The 12,423-nt window shown below is 63.3% G+C and carries 10 protein-coding genes; 3 read left to right on the top strand and 7 right to left on the bottom strand.

Annotated features, from left to right (window positions below):
* The first annotated feature begins 48 nt into the window (after window positions 1-48).
* Window positions 49-636, top strand: a complete 588-nt coding sequence (locus AC5RU3_RS05295; RefSeq protein ID WP_309123627.1) for a DUF3043 domain-containing protein — start codon at window positions 49-51, stop codon at window positions 634-636.
* 135 nt (window positions 637-771) lie between these two features.
* Here the strand turns inward: AC5RU3_RS05295 and AC5RU3_RS05290 are convergent, their stop codons facing one another.
* Window positions 772-1,848, bottom strand: a complete 1,077-nt coding sequence (locus AC5RU3_RS05290; RefSeq protein WP_493964992.1) for a quinone-dependent dihydroorotate dehydrogenase — start codon at window positions 1,846-1,848, stop codon at window positions 772-774.
* Between the two features lie 67 nt (window positions 1,849-1,915).
* Between AC5RU3_RS05290 and AC5RU3_RS05285 the strand changes: the two genes are divergently transcribed.
* Window positions 1,916-2,977 carry an alpha/beta hydrolase gene (locus tag AC5RU3_RS05285; protein ID WP_493964991.1) on the top strand — a complete coding sequence of 354 codons (1,062 nt, stop codon included), beginning with the start codon at window positions 1,916-1,918 and terminating at the stop codon, window positions 2,975-2,977.
* Window positions 2,978-2,991: 14 nt separating this feature from the next.
* Here the strand turns inward: AC5RU3_RS05285 and AC5RU3_RS05280 are convergent, their stop codons facing one another.
* The 3 genes from AC5RU3_RS05280 to leuA all read right to left on the bottom strand — a co-directional run bounded on the left by AC5RU3_RS05280 (window position 2,992) and on the right by leuA (window position 6,334).
* Window positions 2,992-3,783: an isoprenyl transferase gene (locus tag AC5RU3_RS05280; RefSeq protein ID WP_309123625.1), complete on the bottom strand. Its 792-nt coding sequence runs from the start codon at window positions 3,781-3,783 to the stop codon at window positions 2,992-2,994.
* Window positions 3,780-4,529: a DNA repair protein RecO gene (gene recO, locus AC5RU3_RS05275; protein WP_309071829.1), complete on the bottom strand. Its 750-nt coding sequence runs from the start codon at window positions 4,527-4,529 to the stop codon at window positions 3,780-3,782. The genes AC5RU3_RS05280 and recO overlap by 4 nt, the downstream gene beginning before the upstream one ends.
* A gap of 74 nt (window positions 4,530-4,603) precedes the next feature.
* Window positions 4,604-6,334 carry a 2-isopropylmalate synthase gene (gene leuA / locus AC5RU3_RS05270; protein WP_309071830.1) on the bottom strand — a complete coding sequence of 577 codons (1,731 nt, stop codon included), beginning with the start codon at window positions 6,332-6,334 and terminating at the stop codon, window positions 4,604-4,606.
* Window positions 6,335-6,562: 228 nt separating this feature from the next.
* Here leuA and AC5RU3_RS05265 point away from each other — a divergent pair, with 228 nt between their 5' ends.
* Window positions 6,563-8,512 (top strand): M13 family metallopeptidase, encoded by a 1,950-nt coding sequence (locus tag AC5RU3_RS05265; protein WP_493964990.1) that lies wholly within the window; start codon window positions 6,563-6,565, stop codon window positions 8,510-8,512.
* A gap of 4 nt (window positions 8,513-8,516) precedes the next feature.
* On the opposite strand, the gene AC5RU3_RS05260 is transcribed toward AC5RU3_RS05265, so the two are convergent.
* From AC5RU3_RS05260 to AC5RU3_RS05250, 3 genes are all read right to left on the bottom strand, one after another.
* Window positions 8,517-10,034 (bottom strand): LCP family protein, encoded by a 1,518-nt coding sequence (locus AC5RU3_RS05260; protein ID WP_309123622.1) that lies wholly within the window; start codon window positions 10,032-10,034, stop codon window positions 8,517-8,519.
* A 115-nt stretch (window positions 10,035-10,149) separates the two neighbouring features.
* Window positions 10,150-11,079, bottom strand: coding sequence for a GTPase Era (gene era, locus AC5RU3_RS05255; protein WP_309070033.1), 930 nt, complete (start codon window positions 11,077-11,079; stop codon window positions 10,150-10,152).
* Window positions 11,076-12,395, bottom strand: coding sequence for a hemolysin family protein (locus AC5RU3_RS05250; RefSeq protein ID WP_309070032.1), 1,320 nt, complete (start codon window positions 12,393-12,395; stop codon window positions 11,076-11,078). The genes era and AC5RU3_RS05250 overlap by 4 nt, the downstream gene beginning before the upstream one ends.
* Window positions 12,396-12,423 lie beyond the last annotated feature (28 nt).

Raw genomic sequence — 12,423 nt, 5'->3', positions numbered from 1 at the left:
ACACACGGGCGCGGAATCCGCTGCCCGTTGGCCGGGTATCCTAGAGGGGTGTTTGGACGAAAAAAAGACGCTGCCGTTGCTGAGAACCCCGCCGAGCAAGCCGCAGAAGAGCAACGCCTGAGGTCGGCAGGCAAGGGTGCGCCCACGCCGAAGCGCAGCGTCCAGGAGGCCGCACGCAAGCGCCCCCTCGTTCCCAATGACCGCAAGGCAGCACGTGAAGCCAACCGGCTGGCCCGCCGCGAGGAGCAGATGCGCATGCGCCGCGCCCTCGAGAACGGCGACGAACGTCATCTCCCCTTCCGCGACAAGGGCCCTGCCCGCCGGTACGTTCGCGACTACGTGGATGCCCGGTGGAACGTTGCCGAGTTTCTGATGTTCGCCGCGCTGGTCTTCGTTGTGCTCAGCTTCGTCCCGAACCTCACGTTCCAGGGTTATGTCATGCTCACTTTTTGGGTGATCATCCTTGCCGTGGTTGTCGACTGCCTGCTGCTGCGCCGCAAGCTCAAGGCCCGGCTGACCGAAAAATTCGGCGAGCCCGGCCGAGGGGATCTTTGGTATGGGATTTCGCGCGCCATGCAGATCCGCCGGCTCCGACTGCCCAAGACGCAGGTCGGCCGCGGCCAGTACCCCGCCTAGAGCTAAGCAGCCTGGTTCGCAGGCTTCCTTCCCCTACGCCTTGAGGAGCGCCCGGCGGCGCAGCCGCTCAACGGTTCAGCGGGATCCGGCGGCGCAGCCGCTCAGCGGTTCAGCGGGATCCGGCGGCGCAGCCGCTCAGCGGTTCAGCGGAATCCGGCGCTTCAGTGCGCGGTTGATGGACGACGCCCAGAACGGCCCTTCGTAGAGGAACGCCGTGTAGCCCTGGACAAGGGTGGCTCCAGCCTCCAGCCGTGCCGCGACGTCGTCCCCGGTTTCCACTCCGCCGACGGAAATTATGGCAAGTTGCGGACCGGCCGCCTGACGAAGCCGGGTCAGCACCTCCATCGAACGGGTCTTGAGCGGAGCACCGCTCAGCCCCCCGACACCGTACGCCATTACCTTTTCAGCGGCGGTGGTCAACCCCTCCCGCGTGATCGTGGTGTTCGTTGCGATGATTCCGTCGAGTTCCAGTTCGAGCGCCAGGGCCGCTACCTCGTCGATGTCCTCATCGGTCAAATCCGGAGCGATCTTGACGAGCAACGGTACGTGTCTTCCCGCACTTGCGTTGGCGGCCGTGCGGACAGCTTTCAGCAGCGGACGGAGTGAGCGCACGCTTTGCAGCAAGCGCAATCCCGGGGTGTTCGGCGAGCTGACGTTCACCACCAGGTAGTCGGCAACCGGAGCCAGCGCTTCGGCCGAGACTCGGTAGTCAGCGATGGCATCGCGCAGGTCGACCGTTTTGGTTTTGCCGATGTTCACTCCGATGACCGGCCGCAGCGTCGGATAGCGTCGCTCAAGGGTTCGCCGCGCTGCGGCGATGCGCGGGGCAACGGCAGCAGCGCCGTCGTTATTGAAGCCCATCCGGTTGATGACCGCCCGGTCCTCGACCAGCCGGAAAAGGCGTGGCTTGGGGTTGCCGGGCTGGGCCTGTCCGGTGATGGTGCCCACCTCGATATGGCCGAATCCGAGGTCTGTAAGGGCAGCAATGCCGTGCCCCTCCTTGTCGAAACCTGCGGCAAGACCGAACGGCGACGGGAAGGTCACACCGAATGCTGTGGTTTGCAGTTCGGGAGCCGGCCGGGTGATGCGACGCAGGACGTTGCCCGCCGGAGTCCTGCCGGTCCACCGGATTAGCCGGAAGCCCATTCCGTGCGCGCGCTCGGGGTCCATCCCGCTGAAGACAACGCGGAAGAAGGCAGGATAAATTCGCATGGATCAAAGTTCCCACGGCGCCTGCCGCTTCACCAAGTTTCGGTACCGGCGCCGATATCCTCAAACCATGGGCATCAACTGGCAACCGGACCACCTCGGTGACGGTTTTGCCCTCACCGAGCTCGATCTCGGCGCCGATGAGGAAGGTCCGTGCGTAGCTACCCTCGTCTCGTACACGCCGCCACGCGTTGGGGGGCCGACGGATCTGCGCAGCACCGCACGTGGACTGCTGCACCGGCTCAGCGGCGGTAAGCCCTCGGAGCCACTTCAGGCCGTACTGTACGTCCACGGCTGGAGTGACTACTTCTTCCAGCAGGAGCTGGCGCGGTTTTTCACCGACCGTGGATTCGCCTTCTACGCACTGGACCTGCGCAAATACGGTCGAAGCCTGCGGGACTGGCAGACACCTGGCTATGCCACCGACCTCTCCCATTACGACGACGACATCGCCACTGCGCTGACGACTGTCGCCGAAGACATCGAGTCCAGAACCGGGGCAGCCCCGGCGGGGATCTCCCTCATGGCACATTCGACCGGCGCACTGGTAGCCTCGCTGTGGGCCGACCGGTTCCCCGGCAGAATCTCCAGCCTCATACTCAACAGCCCGTGGCTTGATATTCAGGGCAGCGCTATCCTGCGCACCACGACTCAGGGACTGCTTGAGCCGATTACCAGATTCAGGCCCAAGGCACGCCTGAAGCTACCCGAGTTTGGGTTCTACTGGCGAAGCATCAGTAATCTGGCCGACGGCGAGTGGGAGCTGAATGGCCTCTGGCGACCGCAGTTCGGCTTTCCCATTCGTGCAGGCTGGCTCACCGCCGTACTGAACGGGCACGCCCAGGTGCGCCGCGGGCTCTCCATCGACGTTCCGGTGCTGGTCCTGGCCTCCGCGCGGTCAACGATCAGCCCGGTGTGGAATGACGCGATGCTCTCCTCCGACAGTGTGCTTGACGTTACGGTCATGACCCAGCGCGCATTGCAGCTCGGCCCGCACGTCACGGTATGCCGGTTCGACGGTGCCCTGCACGACACGTTGCTGTCCTCGGAACCCGTGAGGCGGAAGGTGTACGAGGAGCTCGACCGTTGGGTGCGCTGCTTCAGCGGATCAGTGTCTTCTGCGGATCGGTGACACAGACCTGATCGTCAGGTGCGCGCCTTATCCACTGCGCCGCCGTAGCGGCGGTCCCGAGACGCATACTCCTCGACTGCCTTCCACAGCGTGCGGCGGTCGACGTCCGGCCAAAGGACGTCCATGAACACCATCTCCGCGTAAGCCGACTGCCACAGCATGAAATTCGAGGTCCGTTGCTCGCCGGAGGTGCGCAGGAACAGGTCGACGTCCGGCAGTTCCGGCTCATCCAGGTACCGCTGAATGGTTTTCTCCGACACCGACGACGCTTTGAGCCGCCCTGCTGCCACGTCCTCCGCGATGGCTCGTGCAGCGTCGGCGATCTCTGCCCGTCCCCCATAGTTCACGCACATGGTCAAAGTGCACACCGAGTTGCTGCGCGTGTTTTCCTCAGCTACCTCAAGTTCGTTGATCACCGAGCGCCAGAGGCGGGGACGCCGGCCCGCCCACCGGATCCGCACCCCCCACTCGTTCAGCTGGTCGCGCTGGCGGCGCAGAACATCCCGGCTGAACCCCATGAGGAAACGCACCTCATCTGGGGACCGCTTCCAGTTCTCGGTGGAGAAGGCATATACGCTGACGTGCCGAACCCCGATGTCGATGGCTCCCGCAACAACGTCCAGGAGCGCAGCTTCTCCCGCCCGGTGTCCTTCGGTACGGGGCAGGCCACGCTGGTTGGCCCATCGTCCGTTTCCGTCCATGACGATCGCAACGTGGGCCGGAACCAGCTCCATAGGGATCGACGGCGGAAGCTCACCGCTCGGATGGGGCCACGGCTGCGACGGCTCGCCTGGGGATCTTGTCACACACGCTCCACATGTTTAAGGGACTTGACTGCACGTTCCAGATGCCACTGTACGTAGGCTGCCACCAGACCTGCACTTTCCCGCCGCGCGAAATCCGCAGCCGCATCCGCCACCGCCCAGTTGCCGGACAGAAGCGCACCGAGGAGCTCCATGGCCTCCGCCGACGGCGACGCTGCGCCGGGCGGTCGGCAGGAAGCACACACAGCCCCGCCCAGCGCAGCTGAGAATGCCGTATGTGGGCCAGGGGCGCTGCAGCGCGCACAATCCGTAAAACTGGGTGCCCACCCGGCCGTTGCCAATGCCCGCAGCAGGTAGGAGTCGAGGATCAGTTCCGAGGGGTGGAGCCCGCGGCTGAGGGCTGACAGAGCGCCGATGACAAGGCCGTATTGTGCTGCCGCGGACTCACCGTCGGCGTCGGTCAGTTTCTCCGCTGTTTCCGCGATCGCTGCTGCCGCCGTATACCGGGAGTAATCTGCTGCGATGCCGTGTCCGTAGGCTCCACGCGTCTGAGCTTGTGTCACGACGTCAAGAGTCCGTCCTGAAACGAGCTGGAGGTCCACCGTCATGAACGGTTCGAGGCGCGCCCCGAACTTGCTGCTCGTGCGCCGGACGCCCTTCGCCACCGCGCGGACCTGGCCATGATCACGGGTGAGCAGGACGATGATCCGGTCTGCTTCACCGAGCTTGTAGGTACGGAGGACAACGCCCTCCGCCCGGTAGGTACGCGCCGCGAATGATCTGGCCACGTTCTATTTTCCCACTCCGGCACCCGGGTGCGGCCGTCGCCGCGCCCGGGCTCCAATCCGCATTCCCTTGGGGCTTAGCCCTGATCCCGGATGGCGCGGTTGACCGCGGAAATAACCGCTTTCAGGGACGCCATGGTCGAGTTTGCGTCGATGCCGATGCCCCACAGCACGCGCTCGCCCACCGCACACTCGACGTAGGCCGCAGCCCGTGCGTTACCGCCGGAAGACAGCGCGTGCTCGGTGTAGTCAAGAACACGCACATCGACGGCGTCCTGACCCAAGACGGCCAGAAGTGCGTCGATCGGTCCGTTGCCCTGCGCGGTGCGTCGCTGCTGCACCCCGTCAACCAGGAGCGTGGCGGTCAGGTTGAGCCGACCGTCCTCAGCTGTGTCGGTGTTGGTGGACGTCAGGACGTAGCGTCCCCAGGATCCATTGCGTGAGGGCAGGTACTCGTCCTGGAAGATCTCCCACAACTCTGCTCCGCTGACTTCACCGCCGACGGTATCAGTGCGCCGCTGAACTACTCCGGAGAACTCGATCTGCGCCCGGCGGGGCAGGTCGAGGCTGTGCTCGTGCTTGAGCAGATACGCGACGCCGCCCTTGCCGGACTGCGAATTGACCCTGATGACGGCCTCGTAAGAGCGCCCGATATCCTTCGGGTCGATCGGCAGGTACGGAACGGCCCAAGGAATGTCCTCGACGGTCTTACCGACGGCAGCGGCATCTGCCTCCATCCGTTCGAAGCCCTTTTTGATGGCGTCCTGATGTGACCCCGAGAACGCAGTGAACACGAGGTCCCCACCGTACGGGGAGCGCTCAGGCACGTTGAGCTGGTTGCAGTATTCAGCCGTGCGGCGGATGTGGTCCATGTCGGAGAAGTCGATCTGCGGGTCGATCCCCTGCCCGTACAGGTTCATGCCCAGGGTCACAAGGTCGACGTTTCCGGTGCGCTCACCGTTGCCGAACAAGCACCCTTCGATGCGGTCCGCTCCGGCGAGGTAGCCGAGTTCCGCTGCCGCGACACCGGTGCCGCGGTCATTATGCGGGTGGAGCGACAAGATTACTGCGTCCCGGTTGGCCAGGTTCCGGCACATCCATTCAATCGAATCTGCATAGACATTCGGCGTCGCCATCTCGACGGTTGCCGGCAGGTTCAGGATCATTTGGCGATCTGCGGACGCCTCGAAGACTGCGGCGACCTCGTTGGAAATACGCGCGGCGAACTCAAGCTCAGTACCGGTGAAGGATTCCGGTGAGTACTCGTACGTGATGTGCGTGTCGCCCATGTTCTCCTCGAACTTCCGGCACAGCCTCGCGCCGGTGAGCGCAATATCGACGATGCCGTCCATGTCCTGGTTGAACACCACCCGGCGCTGAAGCACCGACGTCGAGTTGTACAGGTGGACAATTGCGCGATCGGCACCCTCAAGGGACTCGTACGTCCGCTCAATCAGGTGCTCGCGCGCCTGGGTGAGCACCTGGATGGTCACGTCGTCCGGGATGCGGTCGCCCTCGATGAGTTGGCGAACGAAGTCGAAGTCCGTCTGTGAAGCCGAGGGGAATCCAACCTCGATTTCCTTGTAGCCCATCTGCACGAGCAGGTCGAACATCTTGTGCTTGCGCTCAGGGCTCATCGGGTCAATCAGAGCCTGATTGCCGTCCCGGAGGTCGACTGCGCACCAGCGCGGAGCCTTCGTGATGATCTTGTCCGGCCAAGTCCGGTCCGGAAGGTCCACGGTGATCTGGTCCTGAAACGGAACATACTTATGGAAGGGCATTCCGGAGGGTTTCTGTGCGTTGCGCATGGCGATTGTGGCCTTTCCTTGGGTGAGCGCTCAGGCTCTGGCTTCACAGGATGGTGGCCGGCATCACGAACTCCGCAGCGGGGGTTCGGCCTGCGACTCGGTAGTCGATTGGTGACTAGCCTGTCGGTTGAGCCCCGCCACGGCAGCTAAGAAGGAGCATCTCTGCGCGCACATTTCAACACTAGCACGGCCCCTAGGATGAGAGGACGCACCAACGAAGGAGCCTCGATGACAGCAACAGGCATCAATCTCGCAAACGTCGATCCCGACGTCCGCCCGCAGGACGACCTCTTCCGCCATGTCAACGGCGGATGGCTGAGGAACACCCCTATCCCCGACGACCGTGCACGCGAGGGATCCTTCTCCCAACTCGCGGATGCCGCTGAACTCGCCGTGCGTGCGATTGTCGAAGACGCCGCTGCCGACAAGAATGACGACGGCGATCGCTTCCGGATCGGTGCGCTATTCGCTGACTTCATGGACGTCAGCCATCTCAACAGCGCGGGCGCGACGCCTGTAAAGCCGGTTTTCGACGCTATCGATGCGGCCGAAACAGTGGATGAGTTGGCCCGGCTCGATGCTCGGCTCACGCGCTCCGGCGCCGCGGGAATAGTCCTCCCCTATGTCAGCAACGATGCCGGTAACCCTGAGCGCTATCTCCTCCATCTTTACCAGTCCGGCCTGGGCTTGCCCGATGAGTCCTATTACCGGGAAGAGAAGTTCGAGGAGGCACGTCTTGCCTACGTAGAAATGCTGCATCAGCTCTTCGAACTGGCGGGCCGCCCGGAGAGCCGCGCTGCCGCGGCCAGCACCTTCGATCTCGAGGCGAGGCTCGCGTCGTCGCACATGGACACCGTGACGCGGCGGAATCCGCAGGCTACCTACAACCTTCGCCGCACCTCTGATCTGGCGGCGGAAGCTCCCCTTCTGGCAGCGTGGCTCACAGAGCTGGCTGCCGGCGTCGGGCTCCCGGAGGAAGTGATCGTGAACCAGCCGGCATACCTGGCCGGCCTGATGGACGCCCTGAATGAAGTACCGGTTCCCGTCTGGAAGAACTGGCTGGCTGCGCGGGTGCTGTTGCAGGCGGCACCCTACCTGAGTGAGGACTTCGTGAACGTCCACTTTGCGTTCTACGGGACCAAGCTCAGCGGCACACCCCAGCTCAAGGAGCGATGGAAGAGAGGCGTTGCGGTTGTCGAAGGGGCCCTCGGCGAAGCTGTCGGTCGAGAATACGTGGCGCGGCATTTCCCGGAATCACACAAGGCCATCATGGGTGAACTTGTGGAGAACCTCCTGGCGGCCTATCACCAGCGGATCAGCCGTTTGGCATGGATGAGCGCTGACACGCGAAAGCGGGCACTCGAGAAGCTGAGTCTTTTCACCACGAAGATCGGCTACCCGGACTCCTGGATCGACTATTCAACGCTTCAGATTGTCCCGGGTGACCTGTATGGCAACGTGCGGCGAGCCACCGAGTTTGAAACGGACCGGCAACTGGCAAAGCTCGGCGGCCCGATCGACCGCGGCGAGTGGCACCTCACTCCGCAAACCGTGAACGCTTACTACATGCCGACGATGAACGAGATCGTATTTCCCGCTGCGATTCTGCAACCGCCGTTTTTCGACGCCGAGGCGGACCCGGCGGCTAACTATGGTGCCATCGGTGCGGTCATCGGTCACGAGATCGGACACGGATTCGACGACCAGGGATCCCAGTTCGACGGGACGGGAGCACTGCACAACTGGTGGACGGAAGCGGACCGAACTGCTTTCGAGGCGCTGACCGGACAACTGGTGAGCCAGTATGCCGACCTGGCTCCTACGGAGGCACCGGATCACCCGATCAATGGGAAGCTGACCCTGGGGGAGAACATCGGCGATCTCGGCGGACTGGGAATCAGCCTGGCCGCCTACTTAATTAGTCTCGATGGAACCGAGCCGCCTGTGATTGACGGCCTCACGGGAATCCAGCGATTCTTCTACTCCTGGGCCGAATGCTGGCGACAGAACATCCGTCCGGAGGAAGCAGCGCGCCGCATTGCCATTGATCCGCATTCACCGAACGAATTCCGATGCAACCAGGTGGTCCGGAACCTGGATGAGTTTCACGAAGCTTTCTCCGTGACGGATTCGGACGCGCTGTGGCTGGCGCCAGCTGACCGCGTGCGTATCTGGTAGCTCCTCAGGACTGACAGGTGACCTGCGCCGCTGTCTGGCCGCGCAGGTCACCTGCGATGCCCTCCGTTTCGACGGTCTCGCCTTCGGTGAAGTCGCTGCCGACGGAAAGCTCGAGTCCGATCGCCGTAGCGCTCGGAACGATCTGGACCTCAGCCAGACCGAAGAGCTCCGCGACGGCGGGCGCTATCCCTTCATAGCCGGGGCCGACGAACAGCTGGGTCGCCGGCCGGTCATCGGCGTCTGAGACGGCCGCCTGTGTGTATCCTTCGCCGAGTAGAACCTCCTGCAGCTCCTGCCCGCGTCCGGACTCACCTGATGCATTGAGCACTGTGATCGGCACAAGCGCCGGATCGAAGCCGAGCTCCTCTGCGGTCGGGGTAGGAACAGGTTCGGTGGGCTCAGGCTCCGCAGAAGGACCGGTGCTCGGGCTAGCAGACGGCGTGGGCTCCTGCACGGGCTTGGTGATGTCCCGATCGTTCCGGAGCGCGGCAAAAAGATCGTCCGCCTTTTCCTCGTCAAGGACAAGCCTGTTCGGGTCAACCTCGTAGGGAACGACCGGTACGGTCACGAATGCGACGTTACCCAGGTCCACCTGCTGCAACCTGCCTGCAAGCTTGAGCAATTCCGGGATCTCCACGAGCCCGTCATCAACCGTGAGGTTCTGCGTAACGGCCTCCGCAATGGAGTACACGCGCGGAATGTTGGTCAGTGTGCCCTCGCTCTTGACCTTGCGAGCCAGCGAGGCAAGGAAAGCCTGCTGCGCGCGGATGCGTCCCTCATCGCCGCCGCTCCCGAAACTATGCCTGGTCCGCAGGAACGCGAGGGCCTGTTCACCCTCAATCTCGCTGGTTCCCGCCGGAAGCTTCAGGCCGGAGTACTCATCATCGACCTCCTGATTCACGCACACTTCGACGCCGCCGACGGCCTTCGACAGCTCGGTGACGGCTTTGAAGTCGGCCATCATGAAGTGATCCACCTGAAGGCCGGTAAGTTCGTTAATGGCTGCAACGGTGCAACCCGGTCCACCGTTGGCCAGTGAACTGTTCAGCTGCCCCAACGCCATGGCATCGCTAGCGGCACCGGTCTCCGGGTTGTGGCACCCCGGCAGCGGCACCAGCAGGTCGCGCGGGAAGGAGACCATCGTTACGTTGCTGCGGTCTGCGGACATGGTCATGAGCATCATGACATCCGCCTGACCTTCGGCATCCTCCGGCTCCGTATCCCCGCCTTGACCCGTTCGGGTATCGCTGCCGATGATGAGGATCTGCACAGGGTCGCGGCTCAGGTCGACCGGCAGCTGCGTCTCGCCGTCCGTCGACAGATTGAGCGGCTCGGTAGCAACGTTCCCCTGAAGGCGAACCACCGAAAAAGCCACGAATCCTACGACCGCCACAAGCGCGGCGACGAGGGAGATCGCGACGATCTGCAGGACACGCGGACGTCCCCTGCCGAGGTGCCGGCCGCCCGTCCCCAGACGTATGCCATCCGGAGAGCCAGGACGCCCGCCGCCGGATTCACTCATGACCCTCGGCCCTTTCGAGTTGGTTCGATCTCTTGCCGCCCCCAGGGAGGCATCTGTAGGTCAACGAGCAGCGGTCGCCCGTAGTGCCCGAAAATACTGCAACCACTACGGACGGCTAAAAGCCGAGCTTAACGAGTTGCTTCGGGTCGCGCTGCCAGTCCTTCGCGATCTTCACGTGCAAGTCGAGGTATACCCTCGTGCCGAGCAGCGCTTCGATCCCCTTCCGTGCGGCCGTCCCAACCTCGCGCAGGCGCGCGCCTCCCTTGCCGATCACAATGGCCTTCTGTGAGGGGCGCTCGACATACAGGTTCACGCGCACATCAAGCAGTGGGTTATCCTCCGGCCGGCCTTCGCGCGGAACGATCTCCTCAACAACGACGGCGAGAGAATGCGGGAGCTCATCGCGCACTCCCTCAAGGGCTGCTTCCCGGACGAGTTCGGCGACCATGACGGCCTCCGGCTCGTCGGTCAGCTCACCATCGGGGTACAGCGGCGGAGATTCCGGCATGTGGGTCGCGAAAACGTCGGCAACGGTGGACACCTGGTACCCGTCGACGGCGGACACAGGCACCACATCCGCCCAACCGTCCTCGCCAAGCACCTCGCGGCCGAGCTCAGCCACCGCAAGCAGTTGGCGTGCCAGCGCCTCCTTGCTGACGAGGTCAGCTTTTGTAACGACGGCGATAACGGGCTTGCGCTTGAGCTGCGCCAGTTGGGCTGAGATATAGCGGTCACCGGGACCGATCTGCTCATTGGCAGGAAGGCAGAATCCGATGGCGTCAACCTCGGCGAGAGTGTCGGCAACAAGATCGTTGAGGCGCTGTCCCAAAAGCGTGCGGGGCCGGTGCAGGCCCGGCGTGTCGACAAGGATGAGCTGGGCATCCTCACGGTGCACAATGCCGCGAATGGTGTGGCGCGTTGTCTGGGGTTTGGCCGAGGTGATGGCCACCTTGTGGCCGACGAGCGCATTGGTCAGGGTCGACTTGCCTGCATTGGGACGGCCTACCAGCGAGATGAATCCCGCGCGGTATTGCTGGGTGCTCATTTGTTATCCACCGTTTCCCTCGAACCTTCATTGAACTGGTCTGCGTGGTCGTCGCTTTCCGACTGCCGCTCGACCTTCCATGCGAGTAGATGCGAGACACGGTTACGCCGTCCTTCGACGCGTTCCGCGCGCAGAGCAATGTCGCCCACCCGCACTTCACTGCCGACGATCGGCACACGACCAAGCGTTTTTGCGAGCAGGCCACCGACAGTGTCCACCTCGTCATCCTCGAGATCTATGTCGAAGAGTTCGCCAAGGTCATCGATGCTCATCCGCGCGCTGACGCGGAACCCGCCCTCTGGAAGCTCCTCCATCTCGGGGACTTCCGAATCGTACTCGTCGACGATCTCGCCCACGATTTCCTCGATGAGGTCCTCGAGAGTCACGAGACCCGCCGTACCCCCGTACTCGTCAATGACAATCGCAACGTGGGTCGACTCACGCTGCAGTTCCTGCAGGAAGTCGCTGACCGGCTTGGACTCGGGAACGTACCGGACATCGCGGCAAACGTCATCGACAGGATCCTGATCATCGTGGTTCTGGGCGTTCAGTACCGCAACGACGTCCTTGAGGTACAAAATGCCCCGAACGTCGTCAGCGTTGTCCCCAATGACCGGCACACGGGAGTATCCCGAACGCAGGAACAGCGACATCGCCTGGCGAAGGGTCGATCCAGCTTCGATCGAGACCATGTCCGTACGGGGCACCATCACCGAGCGCACCTTGGTGTCACCGAGCTCGAAAACCGAGTGAATGAGTTCAGCTTCGCTGTCTTCGATCATCTCCGCCTCATTCGCCCGCGAGAGGAGCGCGCGGAATTCTTCCTCGGTGAAGAATGCAGCCTCGGCACGCGCCGAACCGGGAGAAAGTGCGCTTCCGACACCGACGAGCCAGCGAGGGATGGGTCCAAGCACGACCCGCAGCACACCTACGAGATGTGCGGTCACCGGTACGAGCGTCGCAGCGTGTGTCCTGCCGAGCTGGCGGGGTGAAACCCCCACGAGGACAAAACCCAGGCCCGCCATTGTGACGGTAGCCAGGAGCCCGGCAATCCAGATGTTGTCCAGCACGTCGGCGAACAGGAGCGCCACCGCTACAGCGGCAGCCATCTCGAACCAGACACGCCAGAACCGCAGCGCGTGCATATGCGACACGGGCGAGTCGAGGATGCGCTGGACGTACTTGCCTCTCGGCCCGTGGAGATGCGCTTCCGCTTCCTGGCGGGAAAGAAAACTGAAGGCCGCTTCAGCAGCGGTGACCAGCGCTGCAATCAGCACAAATACGATTGCCATCAGCGCCAGCAGGAAGACGATCATGGTCGGAACTGCTTCATCGCTCTGTGCG

The sequence above is a fragment of the Arthrobacter sp. MDB1-55 genome, assembly GCF_059092925.1.
Note: the sequence above shows the minus strand (reverse complement) of the source record. Positions and strands in the feature narration are given on the sequence as shown.